A 23,900-nucleotide genomic window follows, 5' to 3' on the forward strand; every position below is an offset into this window, starting at 1 on the left:
CCGTTCACTGCGGGAGATTGAAAGGGTTAGAGTGGTCCATGATGCAACGTTCGTTCGCCCGATGACTCCTTCCGATCCCTCCACCGGCCTCGCCGCCATTGCCGAGGCCGCGAAACAGGCTCCCGGTCGGGGCCTGCCGCCGGTGCATCTGTGGCATCCGGAGCATTGCGGCGACATCGATATTGTCATCCGCGCTGACGGGACCTGGATGCACGAGGGTTCGCCCATCGGCCGGGCGGAGCTGGTGCGGCTGTTCTCGACCGTGCTGCGGCTGGACCCGGACGGCTATCATCTGGTGACCCCGGGCGAGAAGCTGAAGATCACGGTCGAGGACCTGCCGTTCCGGGCGGTCGCGATGCGGGTGGACGGGGACGGTCTGGTCTTCACGACGGATGTCGGCGACGAGACCCGGGCCGGACCGGACCATGCCCTGATCGTCGAGACCGATCCGGTTACCGGCGAGCCCGCCCCGCGCATCCATGTCCGGGCCGGGCTGGAAGCCCGCATCGTCCGGTCCGTCTTCTATGAGCTGGTCGAGCGAGCCGAGGTGCGGGACGGGCAGCTGGCGGTTCAATCAGACGGGGTCTGGTTCCCGCTGGGTCCGCCGGGGGCCGGGGTCGAATGAGTCTGGCGACGCTGAGAGATCGCCTGGTCGAGCGGTTGGCCCCGGTTGACGGGTGGCGACCGGAGCACCCCGCGGCCCGGTCCGATTTCGACCTGAACCCCGCCGCCGTGCGGATGGTCGACCGTGCGCTGAAGCCGGCCGCCGTGCTGATCGCCGTGGTGGGGGAGCCGGACGGGGCCTCGGTGCTGCTGACCCGGCGGGCCGACAGTCTGGTCAGCCATACGGGCCAGATCGCCTTTCCCGGTGGCCGGCTGGATCCTGGCGAGACGGCTGTGGAGGCCGCCCTGCGCGAGGCGCGCGAGGAGGTGGATCTGGATCCCGGCCGCGTCCATGTGCTGGGCCTGTCCGATACCTATGAAACAGGCACCGGCTATCTGATCACGCCCGTGATCGGCTGGATCGACCGTCTGCCGCCCCTGACCCCGTCGCCGCAGGAGGTGGCGGAAATCTTCCAGACGCCCTGGGACTTCCTGATGGACCCGGCCAATCACCGCCGCGATCATATGGAGGTGCCCGAGGGCGTCCGGCGCTGGTTCTGGTCCATGACCTGGGAGGAGCGCTACATCTGGGGCGTGACCGCCGGGATCATCCGGGGTTTGAGGACCCGGCTGTACGGCGAGGAGCCTGATCTGTCGGCGGCCGCCGCCGAGGATGCGGCATGACCGCCCGCCTGAAGGGGCAGGACTGGCTGGGCGACCCCGCCACCGCCGCCGTGTTCGACGCGCTGGAGGCGGCGGGCGGGCCGGACTGCGCCCGGTTCGTGGGCGGCTGTATTCGCAATGCCCTGGTCGGGCGGCCGGTGGATGACATCGACATCGCCACCCGGCTGAGGCCCGAGCAGTCGATGGCGGCGCTGAAAGCGGCCGGGATCAAGGTCGTGCCGACCGGTCTGGCCCACGGCACGGTGACGGCGGTGTCGCGGCGCAAGCCGCATGAGATCACCACCCTGCGCCGGGATGTCGAGACGGACGGCCGCCGCGCCGTGGTCGCCTTCACCGACGACTGGGCCGAGGACGCCGCCCGCCGCGACTTCCGGCTGAACGCCCTCTATGCCGACCGGGCGGGCGCGATCTTCGATCCGACGGGGCAGGGGGTGGCCGATGCCCTGGCCGGCCGGGTGGTGTTCGTCGGCGACGCCGCGACCCGGATCGAGGAGGACTATCTGCGCATCCTGCGCTTTTTCCGCTTCTTTGCCTGGTATGGCCGCAGCGCGCCGGACGCCGAAGGCCTCGCGGCCTGCGCCGCCCACGCCGACGGCCTGTCACGCCTGTCCGCCGAACGGGTGTCGAAGGAGCTGATGAAGCTGCTGGCCGCGCCGGACCCCCGCCCGGCGGTCCGGGCCATGGGCGGGGCCGGCGTGCTTGACCGGGTCATCCCCGGTGTGGTCGCGCAGACGGCCTTCGAGGTGCTGGTGGACCTGTCCGACGATCCGGTGCTGCGCCTGTCGGCCCTGCTGCCCGATGATCCGCAAGCGGTGGCCGCCACGGCTGCGGCCCTGCGCCTTCCGAGGGTGGTCGAGACCCGTCTGGCCGCCGCGGCGGTCGGGCCTCTGGACCCGGAGACGGACGCGCCGTCCCTGCGCGCCCTGATCTATCAGACCGGACGGCAGGCGGTCGGCGACCGCCTGTTACGCGGTCTGGCCTTGCGGCCCGGCATCCGGGCGGACGCCGCCCTCGCCCTGATCGACAGCTGGCCCGTGCCGCGCCTGCCCGTCGGGGGGCGGGAGCTGGCGGCGCTGGGCGTTGCCCCGGGACCGGACACCGGCCGTTTGCTGAAGGCCTTCGAGGCCGGATGGATCGCCGACGACTTCCCCGTCGACGGGCACACGGACCGGCTCAGGGCGCTGGTTGAGGGGTCGCCCGCACGAACCGGGTGATCACCGGGCGGTGGTCCGAGCCGGTGTCGCGGCCCAGCCTGCGCTCGACGAGGGCCAGTTCGGGCGAGCGATAGACCTGGTCGATGGTGATCCCGGCGAAGGGGGGCAGCTCCGAGGGCCAGGTGCCCGGCCAGCCCGGGGCGGGGATCAACCGCCCGTTAGCCTTCAACTGGCTTCCGATGCGGGCGCTGGACACACTGTTGAAATCCCCGGCCGCCAGCAGCGGCCCCGGCGTCGCCGCCGCCCAGTCGACCAGACCTTCGGCCTGGCGGATCTGTTCCCACTGGATCTGGTACGGCCATGGCCGCGTCATGTGAACGCCCGCCACCGTCACCGGGCCGAGCGCCGTTTCGGCCCGGGCCCCCACGACCGACAGCGCCCGGATTCTCGGCCGCACGTCGGCCACCGGCCGGCGTCCCGCAATCACGGACCGCGTCGCGCCCGGCGCACGGTCGAGCGACGGCCTGATGACCCGGTGCGGATAACCCGCGAGGATACGGTCAAGGGCTGAGGCGGGAACCGGGCCAACCTCGATCAGGACCACCAGATCGGCTCCCGAGGCCTGGACCGACCGTCTGATCGCAGCCACATCCTCATTGTCGCGGTGGAGATTGGCCGAATACAGGGTCAGCGTTGCGCTTCCGGGCTCGGCCGTGCCGCGCGGCGGGGCCCACTGGGCTGATCCTGCAAACAGCACCAGCGCCGACACGACGACGGCGGCCATCAGCAGGGCCCGAGCGCGCATCGCCGCTGCGGCCGCGACGATCGCCACGGCGATGATCAGGGCGGGGCCGGTGAACTGGGCGACCAGATCGATCCAGCGGTGCCCGATCCCGCTCAGCGCCGCGACCGCGACGGCAAGCGGTGGCGTCAACAGCAGCGCGAGGGCCACGCTCGCCAGCATTCGCACCGGCGGGCGGGCGCGATCCTCCACAGTCTCTTGCATTGAGCGTGAACACGGGTCGTTGTGGCGCGTTGACCAGTCGCTGCCGGGGAGGGCGAAATGGCGAAGCGGTCTGTCAGGGATATCGAGAAAATCTGGTCCAATGTCGAGGGCATCAAGAAGCTCTCGGACCGGGCGGTCGGGTTCGGGCCCTTCGGCGTGGGTCTGGACGGCCTGCTCACCTGGATCCCGGTGGTTGGCACCGTCTACAGCGTCAGCACGGCCGGGTGGCTGCTTTTGCAGGCCTCGCGGGCCCGGGCCTCGCCCGGCACGATGTTTCGCATGATCGGCTACCTGGGCTTCGACAGCGCCACCACGGTTGTCGGTGAGGCCATTCCGTTCGGACCCGATCTGATCGACTTCTTCTTCCGGGGCCACCTGATGGCGGCCAACGCGCTGCAGAAGGACATCGAGACCACCCACTGGGTGGAGGCCAGCGGGGCCGATGCCCGCGCCTCTGGCGACCACGAGCGTCATCTGGCGGCGATGCGCGCGGACCCGCAGAAGCGACGCATCGTCTACCTGTACGATTGACCACAGCTCCGCTTGACGAACCGTCCGGGGCCCGCCCTTAGTCCCTGCCGATCCTGACTGCGCCGGAACCCTTGATGACCGCCATGCTGACGCGAGAGGAACTGGCGCTTGCGCTGGGCCGGGCCGGGGCGGGCGACCGCAGCGCCTTCCGCACCGTCTATGAAGCGACTTCGGCGAAGCTGCTGGGGGTGTGCCTGCGTATCTTGTCCGACCGCCAACTGGCCGAGGACGTTTTGCAGGACACCTATCTGACCGTCTGGAGGAAGGCTTCGACCTTTGACCCCACGCGCGCCAGCCCGATCACCTGGCTGGTGACGATCGCGCGCAACCGGTCGATCGATCGCCTGCGCTCGGCTGCGCCAATGCGGCGCAGCGCTCCGGTCGAGGATGCCCATGATCTGGCCGACAGCGCGCCCCTGGCGTCCGACGTGATCGAAACCACGGACGAGGTCGGCCGGCTGAACCTGTGCCTCGAAACGCTCGAGGACCGCGTCCGGGGGGCCATCCGTACCGCCTTCCTTGAGGGCGTGACCTATGACGCCCTCGCCACGCGGGAGAATGTGCCCCTCGGCACCATGAAGAGCTGGATCCGCCGGGGGCTTTTGCGGCTGAGGAGCTGCCTCGACTCATGACCGACCTGCCCCCCGAAGACACCGGCCCGAATGAAACAGGCCCCGAGGAGGAGACCGTCACCGCGGGCGAATTGGCCCTGCGCGTGCTGTCCCCGGCAGACGAGGCCCGGGCCCGGGCCCGTGAGGCGTCGGATCCGGCCTTTGCCGCCGAGGTCCAGATCTGGAATGACCAGTTGGCCAGGCTGGCCGCAGAAATCCCGTCGGTCCAGCCCTCGCCTTCGGTCTGGCCCCGGATCGAGGCGAGCATCGGAGCCGGGGCGGCGGCGAATGACAACGGCCGGGTCGGTTTCTGGCGGGCCTGGGCCCTCGGCGCGACCGGTCTTCTCGCCGCCAGTCTGGTTGCGGTCGGCGTGCTTGTCGCCCGCCCCGCCCCTGTGCCGGTGGTCCAGCCGGCCCCGGCCGGAGGTGTGACCCGGATCGCCACCCTGTCGCTGGAGAGCGGTGCCCCGGCGGTGACGCTGGTCTATGACACCATGACCGGACACCTGTTCCTGGCGCCCACCGAGGCCATGGCCGGCGATGCCCGCGTCCCGCACCTGTGGCTGGTGCGGCCGGATGGGGCAGGGGTCCAGCTTGTCGGTGCCATCGACGGAACCGCCACCTCGCGCCACACCCTCGACGCCGTTCTGGCGGCCGCGGCGGGTGAGGCCCAGGCCGTGGCGATCTCGATGGAGGCTCCGGGCCACACCCCCGCCGCCGATCGTCCCGACGGCCCGGTCGTCGCCTCCGGTGAACTCCAGGCCCTGTGAGTGCATCCGGGATCGAAGGGGCCCCGTAGCTTCCCCTGACCGGATCGTCGCGAGGTGCCTACGGGCCCCTCGCTGGTCCTGACAACCGCGATCCGGTCGCGGGGAGGCCCACCCAGCCCTTCCACGGGTCTCCCCGCATTCAGCTTTTTCGGCGATCCCATCAACGAAGAGGCCGAAAACGTCTGTAAAATCAGAGGGCGTGCTGAAACAAGCCCCTCCGAACGTGCGTCCCTCCAGGGGGGCTTCACACTGATCCTGCATCACAGCGGAGATCAGAATGTCTGCCCAGAACAGCGCCCGGCTGGACCTGCCCTATCTGGCGGCCGGCCAGCTTCAGAAACATGTGACCGTCAACGAGGCCCTGACGCGGCTGGACGCCCTCGCCCAGCTTGCCGTGGTCAGTCGGACGGTCGGGACCCAGCCGGTGAACCCGGCCGATGGCGAACTCTATATCCTGCCCCCGGGCGCGGGCGGTCTGGCCTGGTCGACCTGGTCGGCCGGCGATCTTGTGCGGGCAGAGCTCGGCGGCTGGACCCGCGTCCCGACGCCGGCCGGCAGCCTGGCCTTTGTGCTCGACGCGCGGGAGCTTGTCGTCCGGCTTGCGGAAGGCTGGGTCCGCGTTTTGCCGTCCGAGATCCAGAACCTGACCCGGCTGGGTCTCAATACCACGGCCGATGCCGCCAATCCGTTCGCCGCCCGTCTCAACAAGGCGCTGTGGACGGCCGTTCCCGGGACCGAGGGCGGCGACGGCGACCTGAGGTTCACCTTCAACAAGGACGGTCCCGATGATGTCCTGTCGCTGCTGTTCCAGAGTGGATACGGCGGTCGGGCGGAACTGGGGCTGATCGGCGACGACGACCTGACGCTGAAGGTCAGTGACGACGGTACGGCCTGGCGTGAGGCCCTGCGGATCGACCCGGGTCTCGGCCGGGTCTGGTTCCCCAGAGGGGCCACGCGGACCGAGAGCGTGCGGATCGTCGGCAGTGGCAACTATGTCCCGCCTGACTGGGCCCGTCTGCTCACCGTTGTTGCTGTGGGGGGCGGTGGAGGCGGGGGCACGGGGACGTTCGGATCCGGCGGGACCCGGGCGGGCGGCGGTGGGGGTGGAGGCGGAGGCCTGTCTGTCACCACCTGGCGGCTCGATGACCTGGCCGGACCTCTCTCGCTTTCCATCGGGGCTGGCGGGGCACCAGGAGCCACGGGCGGAGCCACCGTGGTCGCTGCCGGCGGGATCACCCTGTTTACCGCGCGTGGCGGCCGCGGTGGCACCGGGACCTCGGCCGGAGCGGCCGGGGCGGGTCTTAACGGCGGCAATGCAGGCGGGGCCAGTTCGACGACCCAGACCGCAGCGACCGGGGCCTCCCTGACCAGTGGGGCGGCTCCGGGCGGCGGCGGCGGGGGTGGCGGGCTCGATGCCGCTGATACCGCCCGGTCGGGCGGGGCGGGCGGTGCGGGCGGAGTCCTGACCTGCCCCGCTTCCGGCGGTGCAGGCGGGTCGGGCGTGGCCGGATTCCCTGGAGCGGTACCCCCCTCGGCTCTCTCGGCGTGTGGCGGTGGCGGCGGTGGCGGCGGAGCATCGGCCTCCGGGGCCGGGTACGCCGGCGGGGCTGGTGGGCTCCACGGCGCGGGCGGCGGCGGGGGCGGGGCAGGTCTTACGTCGGGCGGTGCGGGCGGACCCGGGGCCGCCGGTGTCGTCCTCATCCTCGTGCAGGGCTGAGCGGTGAGGAGCCCCCCGTCCTGGTTATCGCGCGCCGGTGAGCACCGCCTGCTCGACCGGGAGGTGCTGGAAATGCCCCGGTGCCTGTCGCGCGATGAGTGTCGCCTTGCCAATGGCCCGGATGGCTGGCGCACCGGACATGAGTTCGATGAGGAGGATTTCGATGACTGACGCTGAATCGCGGGCATCGATCCCGCTCGCCGAAGGACGCTGGCTGTGGCGACGCCTGTATGTGTTCGCGGTCAGTCTGGCCCTTTGGCGCATGCTGGCCTCGGTCATCGAACGGGCACCGGCCGAGGCCATGGCCCGGATCGCCTCGGGTCTGATGGGGCTGCTGGCCCTGACGCTGGTTCTCTACCTTGTCGCGCCCACGGCTCAGCAGCTGATTGCCCTGCTGGCCACTCTGCGGCTGCGGGTCGCCGCAGGAGGAGGGCGATGAGCTTTTCGCTCTCTGACCGTTCGCGTGCGCGGCTGAAGGGGGTGCATCCCGCCCTCGTCGGCGTGATCGAGGCGGCCATCCGCGAGTCCCCCGTGGATTTCATGGTCACCGAGGGACTGCGGACCGCGGACCGTCAGGTCGCCCTGGTCCGGGCCGGGGCCAGCCGCACCCTCAACTCCCGACATCTGACCGGCCATGCGGTGGATGTGGCGGCGCTTGTCGACGGCACTGTCCGCTGGGACTGGCCCCTGTATCCGCGGATCGCGGAGGCCATCAAGGCAGTGGCCGCCCGTCAGGGGGTCGCGATCGTCTGGGGCGGAGACTGGGTGAAACTGCGCGACGGACCGCATTTCGAGCTCAGCCGCAGGGTGTTCCCGTGAGGCCGCCGACGGTCCTGCTCCGGATCCTGCGGCGGCTGACGCCGGGTGGCTGGCTGGTCGGAGCCGGCGTCCTGCTCGCCGTGCTGGCGCTGGGACTCGGCGCGGCCGGCTTCCGCTGGGACCCCTTCGACCTGTCGCGAAGACGTCTGGAGACGGCCGGGCGCGCCGCGGCGGCAGCCCGGGCCGAGGCCGCTGCCCGGACCGCAGAGGCCCGGGGACAGGCGGGTCAGATCATCCGGCTTGAGGCTGTCCAAGACAGGTTGCGGTCGCTGGACCGCGTCACCTCCCGATCCCTTCGAAGTGCGAGAACCGCTGATGATGTCTCCCTGCCCTTGCCCGAAGATCGCGCTGCTCGCCTGCGCGACCATGACCGCGAGTTGTGCCGGATCGCCCCCGATCTCGGGGGCTGCGCCACCGCGCCTGACCCTGCCGGCGATGGCGACCCGGCCCTGTGACCTTCATCGTCTGCCGCCCGCTCCGACGCTGGGCGATCTGGAAGCCGGCTATATGATCCGTGGTCGCCAGATCGCTGAATGCGACGCCGCGCGCCGGCTTGCTGTCGAAACCCTGGGGGCGGAGCGGGCGGCGGTCGACGCTGTCGCAGACCGGTCACCCGGCCTCCGCCGGAGACGGCCTTGAAATGTCATGGTCCGTCACGGTGTTTTTCGTCACCCTGACATTTCTCCCGGCAAATCCTGCCGGCCGCCCGGCAGATTTTGCCCGATCGCCAGCCTGGCGGCAGAAACTGCCGGGCACGGAGCGTGGTTAAGCAAAGGTACCGTAGTTCTTTCAGTGGCTTGGCCGTTCGCGAAAACGTGCCCGGGTGGCCCGGCGATTGCTTTGGAGGTCTCCGAGCAAAATGCTCCCGACGGTCAAAATGACGGTCGGACACCTTGAAACAAGGACTATCGTTATGCCGCTGAACAGCGTGAATACGAACTCGGGCGCCATGATCGCCCTGCAAAACCTTCAAAAAACCAACATGGAACTGGACACCGTCCAGAGCCGGATCAATACCGGCAAGAAGGTCAATACCGCCAAGGACAACGGTGCCATCTGGGCCATTGCTCAAGGCCAGCGCGCTGAAGTCGGCGCCCTGAACGCCGTCAAGGACAGCCTGGATCGTGGCTCGTCCGCCATCGACGTCGCCCTGGCTGCGGGTGAATCCATTTCTGACCTGCTGACCCAGCTGAAGGAAAAGGCCCTGTCCGCGACCGACAAGTCGCTGACCACCTCGGCACGAAGTGCCCTGAACGAGGATTTCAAGTCGATCCGCGATCAGATCACGTCGGCTGTGTCGAACGCCAAGTTCAATGGCGTGAACATGATCAACGCGGCGGGCACGGCCGGCTTCTCGGCCCTGTCCAACACGAGCGGCTCCGTCACGACGGTGAAGGGCGAAAACCTCGCGCTGGGCGGCCCGAACGTGACCGTGGCCGCGACGACCACCATCGGCACGTCCACGACGGCGACTGCGGCTCTGACCCTGGTCAACGCCTCGATCGACAAGGTCTCGGCCTCCCTGGCTCGCCTCGGCACCGGGGCGAAGAAGCTCGACAGCACCCGACAGTTCGTCGGCAAGCTGTCGGACGCCATCGAGACCGGTATCGGCAACCTTGTCGACGCCGACCTCGCGAAGGAAAGCGCGCGACTGCAGTCGCTGCAAACCAAGCAACAGCTGGGTGTGCAGGCTCTGTCGATCGCCAACCAGTCCAGCTCAGTCCTGCTCGGCCTGTTCCGATAAGCCAGGATGGAAGGGCGGGGCATCGTGCCCCGCCCGACCGTCTTCCCCCGGAGACGCCGGCTGTTCCGGCGTGAGGAGCCATGGACACAAATGCGAAAATCCTGAACGTCACTGCCCCGGGGATCCCTGCCGCGTCGCCAGCGACGTCGGGCGGAGACTTCAAGCGGGGGCGCGACGCCCGGAAGGCCGAGGAGGTCGCAAGATACCGCCTCGTCATCGAGGAAGGGCCCTCTGCGGGCACCTTCGTCTACAAGACCCTGGACAGCGTGACCGGTGAAGTCATCCGCCAGCTCCCCCGGGAAGAGGTGCTGAAAATGCGCGAAGACGGAGCCTACACCGCCGGTGGCGTGATCGACACCAGCGCCTGATTTCAGGTGCCGGACCATCCAGGATCACCGCTCGGGGCCCCCCGGAGCGGTTAATCGGCTTGGTGAATGGGCGTTAACCATACGCTCATGGTTAACGGTTTAGCCTTGCGGGCAACATCCCGGGGCTAGAAGACCTATGACGAACAGCGTTCATACCAACGCTTCCGCCGCGATCGCGCTGCAGAACCTGTCGCGGACCAACGATCGCCTGACGGACGTTCAGAACCGCATCTCGACCGGACTGAAAATCCAGGGAGCCAAGGACAACGCCGCCATCTGGGCGATCGCCCAAGGCCAGCGCGCCGACATCGGCGCGCTCTCGGCCGTCAAGCAGAGCCTCGATCGGGCGACCTCGATCGTCGACGTCGCCCTCTCGTCGGGCGAATCGATCTCGGACCTGCTGAACCAGCTCAAGGAAAAGGTCGTCGCGGCCAAGGACACCTCGCTGAAGAGCCAGGCCCGGGAACTGCTCGACGCGGACTTCGCCGCCATCCTGAGATCGATCCAGTCCGCCGTCGAGAACGCCGAGTTCGACGGTGGAAACATCCTCGATGGAACCCTGAGTGGCGGTCTTCAATTTCTCGCCAATGCCGACGCCTCGTCCTTCATCACCCTGTCAGCCAAGGATCTGACCCTCAGCGGTGCCATTCTGTCGCTGAGCACCACAGACAGTCTGCTGAACTCCTACAGGTGCCGCCACCGCCCTGACGCGCCTGGACAATTCGATCATCGCCCTGAACTCCGCCCTTGGGGATCTGGGTGCCCAGGCGCGACAGATTTCTGCTCACAGCACCTTCGTGTCCAAGCTGACCGACACTCTGGAGTCGGGCATTGGCAATCTCGTCGATGCCGACCTGGCCAAGGAGAGCGCCCGCCTTCAGGCGCTCCAGGTTCAGCAGCAGCTCGGGGCGCAGGCCCTGTCGATCGCGAACCAGGCCCCGCAGATCATCCTGTCGCTGTTCCAGTAGCGTCAGAACCGCCCGGGTCGGGCGTGCCCGATCGTTATCGGGGCAGGGCGGTGGCGCGAAACGCGTGGGCGGTCGCCGAACCCGTACAGGGCCAGCAACGACTGGATAAGCGACCTGGGAAACATCGGGGCCTCGCTCCTGTCTGGCGCGAGAACAACACTGACCACACACAGTCGTTCCTCACCCGGACGTTAATGTCCCATTGAACCCGATCGGGCAGACTGACCGCAGGAGGCGTCCGTGGCCGTCAACAACAGCTATCTGCTTGGACTATACGGGGGATCCTACGATCCCTCGACGACGACTGCCCTGACTTCGGCTGTGAGAAAGAAGGCCCAACCCACAGCCCCGTGGAGTACGTCGGTCGCTGCCAGCGCCCCGAAGCCGGACGCCCTCGTACGCCAGGCCCTCGCCGGCCGCAAATTCGTCAATGAGGATGCCGCCCGGCTGGACGTGGACGGGGCCTCGCCGGACTACAGGAAGCTGTTCGCCCTGTATCAGGGACTGGAGACGCTAAACGCGCTCGCCAGCCGGGCCTCGGTCAAGGGCCTGACGTCCACCGACCTGGCCCTGACCCAGAAGCGGTTCGCTTCCGGGCTCGCCGAGATCAGTGCCTATGTCGGCAAGGCCGATTTCGAGAACCTCCGACTGGTCCAGGGCACCACATCCTCCCTGTCAAAGACGACCGGAGCCGTACCCCGCGACAGCGCCAACTCGATCACCGGTCCAGTTCATGAGGGCTCCCTGGACACCCCGGTCGCCGCCTTTGCCGGAGACACCCGCTTCGCCATCACCATCAAGGTGCCGGTCGGATTGGCCAGCCAGACCACGAGCGTGGCGATCGACCTTGCCGATATGGGAGCCACGCCCCGGACCATGGACGCCGTCCTGACCCATATCAACGGCAAGCTGGAGGCGGCCGGCTTCGCGACCCGCATCGGGCGCGAGCAGATCAAGGCCGAGGCCAGGACCATCCAGGTCGCCGGCAAGCCCGTGACCCTGCCGGCGGGGCCCGACAAATGGGCGCTCGCAATCCGGGCGACGTCGACCGAGACGGTGGGGTTCACGGCCGTTGACACGTCGGACGCTGTCTATGTCGTCCAGTCTGCAGGTAGCAAGACAGCGACGGGCGCGACATCCGCTCCGTCCGTCAACCAGGTGCTCAAGTTCCAGAGCGATGGTGGCGCAGCGGCTGCGCCAACCGGCGGCAATGTGGGCGAAACCCAGTGGGTTGACGGCCGCCTGTCACAGGAAAAACTGCCCGACGGGATCTCGACGATCCGGGCCAGTGCCGTCGGGCCGGATGGCTCGCTCTGGCTTGTCGGTGATGTCACCACAGCGGGTGCCAACCAGCCGATCAAGGGCGTGCAGGACGTCGCGCTGATGAAGTACGATTCCGCCGGGCGGCTGGTCGCCACTCGGGCCCTCGGCGCCGCCGCGACGGCCAGCGGCTATGCCATCGCGATCAACGCCAACGGCGACGTCGCGGTTGCGGGCTCCGTCACCGGCGCGCTGAACACCGCGACCACCGACGCCGGAAAGTCCGGTGAGGTAGCCACGGTCGCAGACAGCTTCGTGACCGTGTTCAATCAGGACGGCGAGGAGCAGTGGACCCAGCGCCGCGGTGCCAGGGCGGCAGACGAGGCCTCCAGCGTCGCCTTCGGTGCCGACGGGGTGGTCTATGTCGGCGGCCGCGCGAGGTCCGCCGTCCCGGGGGCGGTCTCCGCCGGGGGCTGGGACGGCTATGTCCAGGCGTTCAAGGCCGGGGAGCCCTATCCGACGGCCGGGATCGTCGCCAAGGCCGTGGGCCAGACCCAGTTCGGCACCTCTGCGGATGACGGTGTCGATGCGATCACAATCGACGGGTCCAACCTCTATACGGCCGGGATCGAGGACGGGCGTGCGGTCGTGCGGCGGTTCACGCTCGACGCTTCCGGTGTGCCGACCCTCTCGGCCACCCGCGACCTGGGCGCCATTTCAGGTGACATCGCAGGCGTTGCCGTCTCGAACGGTCGGGTGATCCTGACCGGCACCAGCCGCGACAGCGGTCTGGCAGTCGGGACCACCACCACGCCCCATTCGGGCGGCAAGGACGTTTTTGTGGCCGCCCTGTCCGACGATCTCACGGCCTCGGGGACGGATCGCCTGAGCTGGTATGGCGAGGCTGGCGAGGACTCCGCGGCGGATGTGAAGGTCCACAACGGCAAGGTGTGGATCACGGGTATCGCCGACCGGGCGGTTGACGCCAAGGAGACCGACCCGACCCGGGGGTATCTGACCCGTCTCGATCCCCTGACAGGCGCGGTCGAGTACACCCGGTCCTGGGACGGTGACGGGGGCCAGGCCAAGCCCATGACCCTTGCCGTCGCGTCGGGGGGGGCGAGCGTTCTGGACCGGCTGGGCCTGCCCCAGGGGGAGATTGCCCAGAAGGACTCCAAGCTGCTGACCTCGGCGACCTCGCTCCGGGTGGGCGACCGGTTCTACGTCACGCCCGCCGACGGCGGGCGTGCCCAGGCCGTGACCATTGACGCGAAAGACACGCTCGCCACGCTTGCCCGCAAGATTACTTTGGCGTCCGGCAGCAAGCTCAAGGTGTCCATCGTGTCCGAGGGCGCGACGGTGACCGGCAAGGACGGGGAGACCACCACGACCACCGGCGGCGTGCAGCGCCTTTCGATTGTGGCCAAGGACGGCAAGACCGGAGCCATCCTGACATCGGGCGAGACGGGCCGCGACGCCTTACTCGGACTGGGGCTCTCGCCCGGCTATGTTGGAATGTCCTCGTCGGACGCCAGGGTGCAGACGTTCGGGCTCAATCTGCCGAACAATCTGAACCTGAACGACGCCGCGTCGATCAAGACTGCGGGCGAAAGGGTACAGGGTGCCCTCAAGGGTATTCGTGACGCCTATCGCGGGCTTGCGCCCAAGCCGGCCAACACGGCCTCCGGACCGGTACCCGCCTATCTGACCAATCAGCTCGCCAATTATCAGGCGGCGCTGTCGCGACTGACCGGATAGACGGGGGCTGTTTCGCTTGGCGGTTGACGCCGGGGGCACCCACAGGGTTATTGAACAGCCAAAGGCCCGACGCCCCGCGAGCTCCGTCCCATGCAGTTTCCCAAAGACAACCGCGTCATCCTGGCGGTCGGCGCCGGCCTCGCCATTCTGGCGGCCATCGTCATGGCTATGGTGTTCGGTGGAAGTCGCGAACCGGCCTCCGCGACGGGGCCATCGGAGGCGCGTGGTGGCCTGCAGGTCGATCTTGCGGACGCACCGGCACTGGAGCCGACCCGGCAACTGCGGTGTTTCGTCGACGGCCAGTTCATCGGCATGGCGACCCTGTCGGATTGTGCCCGCCGCAACGGTCTGGCCACCGATGCTCTCGATGTCGGACTGGACGAGACCGGGAACCTGGCCGCGGCACCGACCGCATCGTTTGCGCCACCGCCAGACCTGCCTGATCAGGATCTGGCCGAGAACGACGACCCGGGGTCGCTTCGTGATCCGGCCGCTGGTATGGCCGCGACCCAGCCCGAACCGCGGGTGGAACGCGCGTCTGGCACCCCGTGCCTCCGTTTCACCGGTTCGGAGTGGCGCCAGATCTCGGCCGACATGAGCCTGAACCAGTGCGTCCAGTCGCTCTATGCTGGCACCTGTGTGCGCCCGGGCGATGCGCAGTATGGCCGCCATGGTAGTCTGACCCTGCGCCTCGTCCCGCGCCGCGTGGAACAGTCCAACGACAATGCCCGCTTCCGGATTCTCGCTGACCAGGACCGCAACTGCCAGTTCCCGGGTCTGGGCGGTTGAGCCGGTCCATCACCATTGCCCTGCTCGCGGCCGGGTGGGCCGCGGCGGGTTGCGCCCAGCCGGCCAGGGCTCCGTTCGATCCAGGAGTGTGTTTCGCGGTCGAGCGCCCTGAGGGCGAGGACGTCGTGTTCAATGTGCTGGCCCGTGACCAGGCCCAAGTCGAGATGTGCGCCGCCCGGCTGGAGGAAATGCGGCTGAGATTCAATCGTATGGGCGGTTCCCGGCGTGAAGTGACGGGAGCCTTCCAGGGGCAGTTCATCTTTGTGGACGGGCGGGGTGTGTCCTTCAGCCGGAGCCTTGATGGTCCCCGGTTCTTTGCGTTGGCGCGCACGGGCGACGGGCGACTGGCCGTGCCCGGTGCCATTGAGCGCGATATCACCGAACTGGGCGTGATCGTCGAGGAGGCCGCACCACCGGCCCCGCCGCCGTTCCCGGTGGACTAGAACAAACTCGGAACAAATGTTAACGGTTCGGCGGGCGTGGCTCGCAGGGCCATGGATTGTCGGCCGGGACGGAGTTCGTCCTCAGGCGAACGAAAGAGAGATTTCATCATGGCAGGCAGCGTCAACAAGGTTATCCTGATCGGCAATCTGGGTCGCGATCCGGAAATCCGGTCCATGCCGAACGGCGATCGCATCGCCAATCTGTCGATCGCCACCTCCGAGAATTGGCGCGACAAGGCCTCGGGCGAGCGCAAGGAAAAGACCGAGTGGCACCGGGTCGTCATCTTCAACGACAATATCGTCAAGGTCGTTGAAAACTATGTGAAAAAAGGCTCGACCGTCTATATCGAGGGCCAGCTGCAGACGCGCAAATGGACCGATCAGCAGGGCGTCGAGAAATACTCGACCGAGATCGTGGTCGGCCGGTTCAAAGGTGAACTGACCATGCTGGGGGGCCGGGACGGTGCCTCTCAAGGGGGCGGGGCCTCGCAGGGTGGCGGCGGTCGCGGCAATGACGACGACTATTCCTCGGGCTTCTCGACCGGGGGGGCCAACAAGCCGTCCGGTCCGCGCGAAAGCTACGATCTGAACGACGACATCCCGTTCTAGTCCCCACCCAGGTCGAAACCTCGGCTCACTGAATGTGAGCCGACCTGAACGCCCGGCCATGCCATAGGCCGGGCGTGCCCGTGATCCCCGACAAACCCCACAGCCCGCTGACCCTGCTGGAGATCGGCGCGATCGTGGCCATCGTCGTGATCTGGGGGGCCAACAACGCCGCGGCCAAGGTCGCGACCGAGGTCCTGCCGCCCTTGCTGACCGCGGCGATCCGCTTCGCCATCGCTGCCCTGTGCCTTGCCCCGTTCGTGCGGCCTCCCTTTCCAAACTGGAAGAGCCTCGTGTTGATCGTCGTGCTGGGCGGGCCCCTTCACTATGGCTTTCTCTATCTGGGGTTTGCCACGGCCCAGGACGTCAGTCCGGTGGCGGTGGCCTCCCAGCTCTGGATCCCGTTCACGGCACTGTTCGCCTTCCTTCTGCTGGGGGAGCGGCTGTCGGTCGCGGCTGTGGTCGGGATGGTGGTCTCGCTGGCAGGCATCGTCTGGATGTCGGCGGATCCCCATGCCCTCAAGGACTGGTTCGCCATCGTTCTGATCATCATCGCCGCCGCCTTCTGGGGCATGACGACGGTGATCGCGCGCCGGACGACGTCCATCCCGCCCCTGAAGATGCAAGGCCTGCTGGCTTTCGTGGCTCTCCCGACCCTCGCCCTCGGCTCTGCGGCATTCGAGACCGGCCAGATCGAGGCGGTGCGCGCCGCGCCTCCCCTGATCTGGCTGTGCATGCTGTGGGCCGGCGTCATCTCGTCGGTCTTCGCTACCAGTATGGTGTTCTGGCTGGTGCAGAAGCGCGAGGCCGGGCGCGTGACGCCCTATTTCCTCGCCACGCCCGTGGTGTCGATCGGCATCGGGTGGGGCTGGCTGGGCGATGTGCTCTCGGTCCAGATCCTTGCCGGTGCCGTGCTTACCATGGCCGGGGTCGCGGTGGTCGCGCTGGCCGAGCGCGGCCTCCGCGCCGGGGCGGCGAAGGCCTAGCCCGCCGCCATCACGCCGCAGGCCACCCGGTCGCCAGCCCCACCGATGGGTTGGGTCCGATGATCATCGGCGTTGGCATGGATAACCAGGGCCGAACCATCGGCGTCCCACAACCATTGGCCGGGGCCTTCCCGGGCGATCCTCGCGCGCGTCGTGAACACCTCGGCGTTGATGGCCCCGTCGGCACCCGCGTGTATGTTCGGGAGATCGCCATCGTCCGGACCGGCGGCGTTAAGCAGGCCGTGCGGGGCCTTGGGATCGCCATGGTTCACATGGGCACCGGCCGAGGTGAACGGCGCGGCGCACTCGCCGGTCGCATGGATATGCACGCCGTGCCAACCGGGCGTCAGGCCGGTGGCCTCGATACGGATCAGCAGGCCGGTGGAGCCTTGCGTCAGCACCGCCCGCCCGATCCGGGCCCCCGTAGCGTTGACCAACGTCGCCTCTCCGAAATCGCCCATCGGGGCGCGCGCCACGGCCGGCGCGCTGTAGTCGTTTTCGGTCACGCTGACGCAGGCGGTCAGGGGGAGAGAGACGGCGAGGGCGGCGAGGGCAGTGAAGCGCATGTTTTCGTCCTTTGACGGATGAGACGGAGGCTGACGGAACCGGCGCGACGCTTTGCCTCCGGGGGTTCTGGATGCTAGAAAACCCGGCAGCGGATCACGTTCCGATTCCGGCCATTCAAAGCCAGCATTTCTTGACCGACGACAGCTACAACGACGCGCTCCCGCCTGCAAACGGCGGGGCGGGCGGACCGTCCGATCCGGGCGGCGACATTTCCGTGATCTCGATCGAGGACGAGTTGAAACGCTCCTACCTCGACTACGCCATGAGCGTGATCGTCAGCCGCGCCCTGCCGGACGCGCGCGACGGGCTGAAGCCGGTTCACCGGCGCATCCTGTATTCGATGCACGACCTGAATATGACGCCGGACCGGTCGTATTCGAAGTGCGCCCGTGTGGTCGGTGATGTGCTGGGCCGGTTCCACCCGCACGGCGACGCCTCGGTCTATATGGCCCTCGTCCGTATGGCCCAGCCCTTCTCGATGGGGCTGATGCTCATCGACGGCCAGGGCAATTTCGGCTCGGTCGACGGCGATATGCCCGCCTCGATGCGTTACACCGAGGCCCGGATGGCTCCGGCGGCCGTGGCCCTGCTGGCCGATATCGACAAGGACACGGTCGATTTCCAGCCCAACTACGACGAGAAGGAGCTGGAGCCCGTCGTCCTGCCGGCGCGGATCCCCAACCTGCTGGTCAACGGCGCGGGCGGCATCGCCGTCGGCATGGCCACCAACATCCCGCCGCACAATCTTGGCGAAATCGTCGATGCCTGCGTGGCGCTGCTCGACGATCCGGACATTTCCGACGACGCGATCCTGGACATCGTGCCGGGGCCTGACTTCCCTACGGGCGGCGAAATCCTGGGCCGCACCGCGCCGCGCAACGCCCTCCGCGAAGGCCGGGGTTCGGTCGTTGTGCGCGGCGTTGCCTCGGTAGAGACCATCCGCAAGGACCGCGAGGCCATCGTCGTCACCGAGTTGCCGTTCCAGGTCAACAAGCAGACCCTGATCGAGCGCATCGCCGAAATGGTCCGCGAGAAGCGGCTGGAAGGCATTTCCGACGTCCGTGACGAAAGCGATCGCCAGGGCATGCGCATCGTCATCGAGCTCAAGCGCGATGCCTCTGGTGATGTGATCCTGAACCAGCTGTGGCGCTACACCGCCATGCAGTCGTCGTTCGGCGTCAACATGCTGGCCCTGAACCACGGCCGTCCCGAACAGATGGGCCTGCGCAAAATGCTGGAGGTCTTCCTCGACTTCCGCGAGGAGGTGGTGGTCCGCCGCGTCAAGTTCGAACTGGCCAAGGCCCGCGACCGCGGCCACGTGCTGGTCGGTCTGGCCGTGGCCGTAGCCAATATCGACGAGGTCATCCACATCATCCGCTCCTCCGCCGATCCGGCCGAGGCCCGCGAGCGCCTGCAGGCCAAGTCCTGGCCGGTGGGGGACATGATTGCCCTGGTCGAACTGATCGCCGATCCGCGCAGCGTGCTGATCGAGGGCGACAAGCTGAACCTGACCGACGAACAGGCGCGCGCCATTCTGGGTCTGACCCTCAGCCGCCTGACCGGTCTGGGCCGCGACGATATCTTCGGCGAGGCGCGGGGGCTGGCCGATACCATCCAGGGCCACCTGACCATCCTGTCGGATCGGAAAAACATCCTGGCCATCATCCGCCAGGACCTGCTGGACGTTCGCGAACAGTTCGCCGTGCCGCGCCGCACCGTCATCGGCGAGGGCGATTTCGAGCTCGAGGACGAGGACCTGATCCCTCGCGAGGACATGGTCGTGACCGTGACCCACGGCGGCTACGTAAAGCGCGTCGCCCTGAACGCCTACCGGACCCAGCACCGCGGCGGCAAGGGCAAGTCCGGCATGACGATGAAGGACGAGGACGCCATCACTGGCGTGTTCTCGGCCTCCACGCATACGCCGGTCCTGTTCTTCGCCACCAACGGCAAGGCCTACAAGCTGAAGGTCTGGCGCCTGCCGCTGGGCGCGCCGACCTCGCGCGGCAAGGCCTTCGTCAACCTGCTGCCGATCGAGCCGGGCGACAGCATCATGAACGTCCTGCCCCTGCCTGAGGACGAGACGACCTGGGGGGACTACGACATCCTGTTCGCCACCCGCTCGGGCGATGTGCGGCGTAACAAGCTGTCGGACTTCGCCACGGTCAACCGCGCCGGCAAGATCGCCATGAAGCTGGAGGAGGGCGACCATATGGTCGGTGTCGCCCTCTGCACGGCCGAGGACGATGTCCTCCTGACGACGGCGGGCGGCCGGGCCATCCGCTTCAAGGCCGACGATGTGCGGGTGTTCAAGGGCCGGGACTCCACCGGCGTGCGCGGGGTGCGGCTGCAGGGCGATGACGCGGTCATCTCCATGGCCATTCTCGGCCGGGTCGATGCCACGCCGGATGAGCGTGCCGCCTATGTGAAGCATGCCAATGCCATGCGGCGGGCCACCGAAGGTGAGGACGACACGACCTCCGCGGAGGTCGACGACGAGGCCGAAGGCACGGCCGACGCCCCGATCTCGCCGGAGCGCATCGCCGCACTCGGCGCCGCCGAGCAATTCATCCTGACGGTCACCGAGACCGGCTTCGGCAAGCGGTCTTCGGCCTATGAGTATCGCCGCACCGGCCGGGGCGGGCAGGGTCTGACGGCCCATGGCCTGGGCGGTCGCGCCGGCAAGCGGCTTGCCGCCGCCTTCCCGGTCGAGGAGACCGACGACCTGCTGATGGTGACCTCCAGCGGCCAGATGATCCGTACCCGGGTCAGCCAGGTCCGGATCGTCGGCCGGTCCAGCCAGGGCGTCACCATCTTCCGCACCGCCGAGGGCGAGAAGGTGGTCTCGGTCGAACGGCTTGCGGACTCCGGTGGCGGGGCCGAGGACGAGAGCGAACCGCAGGGCGAGGCCTGAGCCCCGGGATCCGTCGCACGAATGAGATCAACCGCGACCTGACCGGCTGGTGTTCGGCAGGTCGCGGTTGATCACCGAGACATGAGGCCCCCGCCCGGTCGCCTGAAGCACGCTGCGGCTCGTGCCTTCCAGCCGCACGGCCGACAGGACATTGGTCGCATATGCCCCGGTGTCCACGCCGATCCGCCGATTGTCTGAGACCACGTGTTCGGTGGGCGTGTGACCATGGACGATCACCTGCTCGAAGGGGGCGGCGTGGTCGAGGAAGGCCTGTCGGATCCACATCAGATCTTCGGGTGACTGCTCGCTCAGGGCCACGCCGGGCCTGGCCCCAGCGTGGGTGAAGAAATAGTCGCCGATCGAGACCGAGCTCTCCTGTCCGGCCAGCAAGGTTCGATGTGCGACAGGAAGGGCCTGGGCCAGGGCGCGCGACGTTTCGGCCCAGGCGTCCGCGTCGCCGCGCATGGGTGGCGGGTTGACGCCATAGGACATCAGCGTGTCCCGGCCGCCGTAATCGCACCAACTCGTCCCGACCCGCGGATCCTCAAGAAACGCCTCCATCCGGTCTTCATGATTGCCGCGAATGAAGTGCGATTCCAGATCCGGCTCCGCCGCCAGGCTGACCAGCCGGTCAATGACAGCCTTTGATCCCGAGCCACGGTCGACGTGGTCGCCGAGAAAGACGAGCACCTTTCGTGAGGCGGAGGTGGCGGACAGGTCTGCGCGGATGGCGTCGATGAGCGGGTCGGCCAGATCGGCCCGACCGTGGATGTCACCCACGGCCCAGATCACGCAGTCGGGCGGAGTGCTCGACGTCGCCCGTTTCGATCGATCAGCGAAGAGGCGCGAAAACATGAGTATTCAATGCCCGGTCGGATGCGACGGTTCAAGCGCGAGCGAGCCGGTGAACAGGCGTGGACTCCCTGTCCGGACCTTCGGGGCCTTCGGCAGCGGCCTCCGGCCATGCTACCCCAGCGCAGGTGAACCGGGTGGTCGGGTCACGTGTCAGGCGGGACAGGATGGCGAGGACGAACATCCGTAGACGATCGGCGCTGATGCTGCTGGGCGCAGGCGGTCTGGCGGCCTGTACGCCCCGGGACCGCAACCGCGCTCCCCGGATCGACCTCTTCGCCGCCGCCAGTCTGCGTGAGGTGCTGGACGCTGCGGTTGCCGAACACGCACAACGGTCCGGCGGGATCGTGCGGGTGAGCTATGCCGGCAGTGCGCAGCTGGCCCGTCAGATTGCGGGAGGTGCGCCGGCGGACCTCTTCATCCCGGCCGACGAGGTCTGGATGGACTGGGCGGAGGAAAGGGGGCTGATCGTGCCCGGCACCCGACGCCCGCTTGCGGCCAACCGGCTGGTCCTGATTGCCCCGGCCGTAACCGCGGATGCCCCGCTGGACCTGACCTCGGCGTCGGCGCTTGGCGAAAGGCTGGGGGAGGGCCGGCTGGCCATGGCCGAACCCGCCGTGCCCGCGGGCCGCTATGGCGAAGCTGCCCTGACGCGTCTGAATCTGTGGGCGGACGTTCGCGACCGGATCGCGCCGGCGGCGGATGTTCGGGCGGCCCTGGCCCTTGTGGCCCGCGGCGAGGCCCCGCTGGGCGTCGTCTATGCGACCGATGCCCGGGTGGAGCCGCGTGTCCGGGTGGTGGCGCGCTTTCCAGCCGACAGCCATCCGGCCATCCTCTATCCCGCCGCCCTCGTCCGCCGATGGGACGGCGAGGGAGACACAGCCGGGGCAGGTCTCTTTCTGGACGGGCTGGCCGGGCCGGAGGGACAGGCCCTGTTCCGCCGGTTCGGCTTCGTTCCGTCCCCGGCCTGACCGTCCGCGATGTTCACCCTCAGCCCCGAGGAACAGCAGATCATCGGCCTGTCGCTGAAGGTGGCGGTGACGGCGACGCTGTTCAGCCTGCCGCCAGGGGTGGCGCTTGCCTATCTGCTGTCGCGCCATCGCTTTCCGGGCAAGGCCCTCGTGGCTGGCGTCACCCATCTGCCGCTCATTCTTCCGCCGGTGGTCACGGGCTATGCCCTGCTGCTGCTGTTCGGTCGCAACGGGCCGCTCGGCCGTCTGCTGGAGCCGGTCGGAATCGTCTTCGCCTTCGACTGGACCGGGGCGGCGCTGGCGGCGGCGGTCATGGGCTTTCCCCTGCTGGTCCGCGCGGTGCGGCTGTCGTTCGACATGGTTGATCCCCGGATCGAGCGTGCGGCCGAAACCCTGGGGGCGTCGCCTATCGTTCGCTTCCTGACCATCACCCTGCCACTCGCCCTGCCCGGCGTGGCGGCGGGGGCGGTACTCGCCTTTGCCAAGGCGCTCGGCGAGTTCGGGGCCACCATCACCTTCGTCGCCAGCATACCGGGGGAGACCCGGACCCTGCCCCTGGCCATCTACAGCCTGACCCAGGTGCCGGGCGGCGATGCGGCCGCGCTCCGGCTGATCGTGATTTCGGTGCTCGTCTCGGTCGGGGCGCTGGTTGTGTCCGAGTGGGGTGCGCGGGCTGTGGCGAAGCGGGTCGGAGGCGCGGGCTGATGCTGGAGGTTTCCACAGAGATCACCCGGGGCGACTTCTCCCTGTCGGTCGGCTTCGTGAGCGACGCCCGCATCACCTGCCTGTTCGGCCGGTCAGGCAGTGGCAAGACGACGGTGGCCGATATGGTCGCCGGCCTCGTCCGTCCCCGTCACGGCCGGCTCACGCTCGACGGAGAGGTCCTTTTCGACAGTCAGACCGGCGTCAGTGTGCCGGTCTGGCAGCGCCGGATCGGCTATGTCTTTCAGGACGCGCGCCTGTTTCCCCATCTCAGCGTCGCCGGCAATCTGCTGTATGGCGCGCGCCGGGCCGGCGACCGGTCGCCCCCGCTGGAGGCGGTCGCCGCCCTGCTCGGGCTGAAGCCACTGCTGGGGCGACGGCCGGGAACATTGTCGGGGGGAGAGGTCCGCCGGGTCGCGATCGGGCGAGCCCTGCTGACCCGGCCCCGTTTGCTGATCCTGGACGAGCCCCTGTCGGGGCTGGACGGAGCCCGGCGCAGCGACATCCTGCCCTATCTGGACCGGCTGGCGCGCGAGGGGCCACCTATCCTGTACATCAGTCACGCGGTCGAGGAGATCGCCCGCCTCGCGGATCGCGTCGTTCTGGTCGGCGAGGGTCAAGCGCTGGACGGGGGATCGCCGCAGGAGGCCTTCGATCGCCCGGGGGCGGAAGCCGCTGCCGGGCTCAGCGCGCCCCTGTCCATCCTGGAGGGTCGGGTCCTGGGGCATGATCTCGCAGGTCAGGCCACGCGGATTGATCTGGCAGGGACGCAGTTCCTGGCTCCGCTGCTCGAGGTCGTCCCGGGGGACAGGGTGCGCATTGTGGTCGACGCCCGGGATGTCGCCCTGGCCCTGACCGACCCGGTTGGGGCGAGTTTCCAGAACCGGCTGCCCATGCGGGTCGTGGCCCTCGACGTCCGGACCGATGGTGTTCTGGTGCGGCTGGACGCGGGCGGCCTGGCCCTGAAGGCGCTTGTGACCCGGCAGGCCAGCGAGCAGCTGGGCCTTGAGCCGGGGGGCACCGTCATCGCGCTCGTCAAGGCGACGGCGGCGGCCCGCTACGTCTGACGCCGCGCAG

General features: G+C 68.4%; 24 protein-coding genes and 1 pseudogene. 22 read left to right on the forward strand and 3 right to left on the reverse strand.

Features of this window, described 5'->3' with window-relative positions; genetic code table 11:
* Nucleotides 1–61: 61 nt before the first annotated feature.
* The 3 genes from SJY26_RS07980 to SJY26_RS07990 are packed head-to-tail and all read left to right on the forward strand — an operon-like array spanning nucleotide 62 to nucleotide 2,501.
* The gene (locus tag SJY26_RS07980; protein WP_396595601.1) at nucleotides 62–625 is read left to right on the forward strand and encodes a DUF1285 domain-containing protein; all 564 of its coding nucleotides are present in this window, start codon (nucleotides 62–64) and stop codon (nucleotides 623–625) included.
* Nucleotides 622–1,287: an NUDIX hydrolase gene (locus SJY26_RS07985; RefSeq protein WP_396595602.1), complete on the forward strand. Its 666-nt coding sequence runs from the start codon at nucleotides 622–624 to the stop codon at nucleotides 1,285–1,287. The genes SJY26_RS07980 and SJY26_RS07985 overlap by 4 nt, the downstream gene beginning before the upstream one ends.
* On the forward strand, nucleotides 1,284–2,501 hold the full coding sequence (locus tag SJY26_RS07990) for a CCA tRNA nucleotidyltransferase (protein WP_396595603.1): 1,218 nt from the start codon (nucleotides 1,284–1,286) through the stop codon (nucleotides 2,499–2,501). Before SJY26_RS07985 ends, SJY26_RS07990 begins: the two co-directional genes overlap by 4 nt.
* Here the strand turns inward: SJY26_RS07990 and SJY26_RS07995 are convergent.
* Nucleotides 2,461–3,447 (reverse strand): endonuclease/exonuclease/phosphatase family protein, encoded by a 987-nt coding sequence (locus SJY26_RS07995; RefSeq protein WP_396595604.1) that lies wholly within the window; start codon nucleotides 3,445–3,447, stop codon nucleotides 2,461–2,463. The genes SJY26_RS07990 and SJY26_RS07995 overlap by 41 nt on opposite strands.
* Before the next feature lie 57 nt (nucleotides 3,448–3,504).
* Here SJY26_RS07995 and SJY26_RS08000 point away from each other — a divergent pair, with 57 nt between their 5' ends.
* The 15 genes and pseudogenes from SJY26_RS08000 (at nucleotide 3,505) to SJY26_RS08070 (ending at nucleotide 16,817) form a co-directional block, all read left to right on the forward strand.
* Nucleotides 3,505–3,978 (forward strand): DUF4112 domain-containing protein, encoded by a 474-nt coding sequence (locus SJY26_RS08000; RefSeq protein ID WP_396595605.1) that lies wholly within the window; start codon nucleotides 3,505–3,507, stop codon nucleotides 3,976–3,978.
* Nucleotides 3,979–4,052: 74 nt separating this feature from the next.
* A complete protein-coding gene (locus SJY26_RS08005; RefSeq protein ID WP_396595606.1) occupies nucleotides 4,053–4,610 on the forward strand; it encodes a sigma-70 family RNA polymerase sigma factor in 558 nt (185 codons plus the stop codon).
* On the forward strand, nucleotides 4,607–5,359 hold the full coding sequence (locus SJY26_RS08010) for an anti-sigma factor domain-containing protein (protein ID WP_396595607.1): 753 nt from the start codon (nucleotides 4,607–4,609) through the stop codon (nucleotides 5,357–5,359). The genes SJY26_RS08005 and SJY26_RS08010 overlap by 4 nt, the downstream gene beginning before the upstream one ends.
* A 277-nt stretch (nucleotides 5,360–5,636) precedes the next feature.
* Nucleotides 5,637–7,076, forward strand: coding sequence for a DUF2793 domain-containing protein (locus SJY26_RS08015; RefSeq protein ID WP_396595608.1), 1,440 nt, complete (start codon nucleotides 5,637–5,639; stop codon nucleotides 7,074–7,076).
* Nucleotides 7,077–7,239: 163 nt separating this feature from the next.
* Entirely contained in the window at nucleotides 7,240–7,515 is a 276-nt protein-coding gene (locus SJY26_RS08020) for a hypothetical protein (protein ID WP_396595609.1), read from the forward strand.
* On the forward strand, nucleotides 7,512–7,895 hold the full coding sequence (locus SJY26_RS08025) for a M15 family metallopeptidase (RefSeq protein ID WP_396595610.1): 384 nt from the start codon (nucleotides 7,512–7,514) through the stop codon (nucleotides 7,893–7,895). The genes SJY26_RS08020 and SJY26_RS08025 overlap by 4 nt, the downstream gene beginning before the upstream one ends.
* Nucleotides 7,892–8,350, forward strand: coding sequence for a hypothetical protein (locus SJY26_RS08030; protein ID WP_396595611.1), 459 nt, complete (start codon nucleotides 7,892–7,894; stop codon nucleotides 8,348–8,350). The genes SJY26_RS08025 and SJY26_RS08030 overlap by 4 nt, the downstream gene beginning before the upstream one ends.
* 458 nt (nucleotides 8,351–8,808) lie before the next feature.
* Nucleotides 8,809–9,639 (forward strand): flagellin, encoded by an 831-nt coding sequence (locus SJY26_RS08035; protein WP_396595725.1) that lies wholly within the window; start codon nucleotides 8,809–8,811, stop codon nucleotides 9,637–9,639.
* Nucleotides 9,640–9,719: 80 nt separating this feature from the next.
* The gene (locus SJY26_RS08040) at nucleotides 9,720–10,007 is read left to right on the forward strand and encodes a flagellar protein FlaG (protein WP_396595612.1); all 288 of its coding nucleotides are present in this window, start codon (nucleotides 9,720–9,722) and stop codon (nucleotides 10,005–10,007) included.
* A gap of 136 nt (nucleotides 10,008–10,143) precedes the next feature.
* A pseudogene (locus SJY26_RS08045) lies at nucleotides 10,144–10,975 on the forward strand (flagellin).
* 240 nt (nucleotides 10,976–11,215) lie between these two features.
* A complete protein-coding gene (locus SJY26_RS08050; RefSeq protein ID WP_396595613.1) occupies nucleotides 11,216–13,993 on the forward strand; it encodes a transcriptional regulator in 2,778 nt (925 codons plus the stop codon).
* Between the two features lie 90 nt (nucleotides 13,994–14,083).
* Nucleotides 14,084–14,782, forward strand: a complete 699-nt coding sequence (locus SJY26_RS08055; RefSeq protein ID WP_396595614.1) for a hypothetical protein — start codon at nucleotides 14,084–14,086, stop codon at nucleotides 14,780–14,782.
* A complete protein-coding gene (locus SJY26_RS08060; protein ID WP_396595615.1) occupies nucleotides 14,779–15,225 on the forward strand; it encodes a hypothetical protein in 447 nt (148 codons plus the stop codon). The genes SJY26_RS08055 and SJY26_RS08060 overlap by 4 nt, the downstream gene beginning before the upstream one ends.
* 108 nt (nucleotides 15,226–15,333) lie before the next feature.
* Nucleotides 15,334–15,834 carry a single-stranded DNA-binding protein gene (ssb, locus tag SJY26_RS08065; protein WP_396595616.1) on the forward strand — a complete coding sequence of 167 codons (501 nt, stop codon included), beginning with the start codon at nucleotides 15,334–15,336 and terminating at the stop codon, nucleotides 15,832–15,834.
* A gap of 74 nt (nucleotides 15,835–15,908) precedes the next feature.
* The gene (locus tag SJY26_RS08070; protein WP_396595617.1) at nucleotides 15,909–16,817 is read left to right on the forward strand and encodes a DMT family transporter; all 909 of its coding nucleotides are present in this window, start codon (nucleotides 15,909–15,911) and stop codon (nucleotides 16,815–16,817) included.
* On the opposite strand, the gene SJY26_RS08075 is transcribed toward SJY26_RS08070, so the two are convergent.
* Nucleotides 16,814–17,383, reverse strand: a complete 570-nt coding sequence (locus SJY26_RS08075) for a superoxide dismutase family protein (protein WP_396595618.1) — start codon at nucleotides 17,381–17,383, stop codon at nucleotides 16,814–16,816. The two genes, SJY26_RS08070 and SJY26_RS08075, sit on opposite strands and share 4 nt — an antisense overlap.
* A 131-nt stretch (nucleotides 17,384–17,514) precedes the next feature.
* Between SJY26_RS08075 and gyrA the strand changes: the two genes are divergently transcribed.
* Nucleotides 17,515–20,298: a DNA gyrase subunit A gene (gene gyrA, locus SJY26_RS08080; RefSeq protein ID WP_396595619.1), complete on the forward strand. Its 2,784-nt coding sequence runs from the start codon at nucleotides 17,515–17,517 to the stop codon at nucleotides 20,296–20,298.
* A 27-nt stretch (nucleotides 20,299–20,325) separates the two neighbouring features.
* Here the strand turns inward: gyrA and SJY26_RS08085 are convergent, their stop codons facing one another.
* A complete protein-coding gene (locus SJY26_RS08085) occupies nucleotides 20,326–21,078 on the reverse strand; it encodes a metallophosphoesterase family protein (RefSeq protein WP_396595620.1) in 753 nt (250 codons plus the stop codon).
* Nucleotides 21,079–21,353: 275 nt separating this feature from the next.
* Here SJY26_RS08085 and modA point away from each other — a divergent pair, with 275 nt between their 5' ends.
* The 3 genes from modA to modC are packed head-to-tail and all read left to right on the forward strand — an operon-like array spanning nucleotide 21,354 to nucleotide 23,890.
* A complete protein-coding gene (gene modA, locus SJY26_RS08090) occupies nucleotides 21,354–22,121 on the forward strand; it encodes a molybdate ABC transporter substrate-binding protein (protein ID WP_396595621.1) in 768 nt (255 codons plus the stop codon).
* A 9-nt stretch (nucleotides 22,122–22,130) separates the two neighbouring features.
* Nucleotides 22,131–22,826, forward strand: a complete 696-nt coding sequence (gene modB / locus SJY26_RS08095; RefSeq protein ID WP_396595622.1) for a molybdate ABC transporter permease subunit — start codon at nucleotides 22,131–22,133, stop codon at nucleotides 22,824–22,826.
* On the forward strand, nucleotides 22,826–23,890 hold the full coding sequence (modC, locus tag SJY26_RS08100; protein WP_396595623.1) for a molybdenum ABC transporter ATP-binding protein: 1,065 nt from the start codon (nucleotides 22,826–22,828) through the stop codon (nucleotides 23,888–23,890). The genes modB and modC overlap by 1 nt, the downstream gene beginning before the upstream one ends.
* The last annotated feature ends 10 nt before the right edge of the window (nucleotides 23,891–23,900 follow it).

The organism is Brevundimonas sp. R86498 (assembly GCF_044598075.1).
Classification (GTDB): Bacteria; Pseudomonadota; Alphaproteobacteria; order Caulobacterales; family Caulobacteraceae; genus Brevundimonas.

Bases quoted from the DNA above. Each gene is read 5' to 3' on its own strand.
- SJY26_RS07980 (WP_396595601.1), top strand. From the start codon at position 62: ATGACTCCTTCCGATCCCTCCACCGGCCTCGCCGCCATTGCCGAGGCC.
- SJY26_RS07985 (WP_396595602.1), top strand. From the start codon at position 622: ATGAGTCTGGCGACGCTGAGAGATCGCCTGGTCGAGCGGTTGGCCCCG.
- SJY26_RS07990 (WP_396595603.1), top strand. From the start codon at position 1,284: ATGACCGCCCGCCTGAAGGGGCAGGACTGGCTGGGCGACCCCGCCACC.
- SJY26_RS07995 (WP_396595604.1), bottom strand. From the start codon at position 3,447: ATGCAAGAGACTGTGGAGGATCGCGCCCGCCCGCCGGTGCGAATGCTG.
- SJY26_RS08000 (WP_396595605.1), top strand. From the start codon at position 3,505: ATGGCGAAGCGGTCTGTCAGGGATATCGAGAAAATCTGGTCCAATGTC.
- SJY26_RS08005 (WP_396595606.1), top strand. From the start codon at position 4,053: ATGACCGCCATGCTGACGCGAGAGGAACTGGCGCTTGCGCTGGGCCGG.
- SJY26_RS08010 (WP_396595607.1), top strand. From the start codon at position 4,607: ATGACCGACCTGCCCCCCGAAGACACCGGCCCGAATGAAACAGGCCCC.
- SJY26_RS08015 (WP_396595608.1), top strand. From the start codon at position 5,637: ATGTCTGCCCAGAACAGCGCCCGGCTGGACCTGCCCTATCTGGCGGCC.
- SJY26_RS08020 (WP_396595609.1), top strand. From the start codon at position 7,240: ATGACTGACGCTGAATCGCGGGCATCGATCCCGCTCGCCGAAGGACGC.
- SJY26_RS08025 (WP_396595610.1), top strand. From the start codon at position 7,512: ATGAGCTTTTCGCTCTCTGACCGTTCGCGTGCGCGGCTGAAGGGGGTG.
- SJY26_RS08035 (WP_396595725.1), top strand. From the start codon at position 8,809: ATGCCGCTGAACAGCGTGAATACGAACTCGGGCGCCATGATCGCCCTG.
- SJY26_RS08040 (WP_396595612.1), top strand. From the start codon at position 9,720: ATGGACACAAATGCGAAAATCCTGAACGTCACTGCCCCGGGGATCCCT.
- SJY26_RS08055 (WP_396595614.1), top strand. From the start codon at position 14,084: ATGCAGTTTCCCAAAGACAACCGCGTCATCCTGGCGGTCGGCGCCGGC.
- ssb (WP_396595616.1), top strand. From the start codon at position 15,334: ATGGCAGGCAGCGTCAACAAGGTTATCCTGATCGGCAATCTGGGTCGC.
- SJY26_RS08075 (WP_396595618.1), bottom strand. From the start codon at position 17,383: ATGCGCTTCACTGCCCTCGCCGCCCTCGCCGTCTCTCTCCCCCTGACC.
- modA (WP_396595621.1), top strand. From the start codon at position 21,354: ATGCTGCTGGGCGCAGGCGGTCTGGCGGCCTGTACGCCCCGGGACCGC.
- modB (WP_396595622.1), top strand. From the start codon at position 22,131: ATGTTCACCCTCAGCCCCGAGGAACAGCAGATCATCGGCCTGTCGCTG.
- modC (WP_396595623.1), top strand. From the start codon at position 22,826: ATGCTGGAGGTTTCCACAGAGATCACCCGGGGCGACTTCTCCCTGTCG.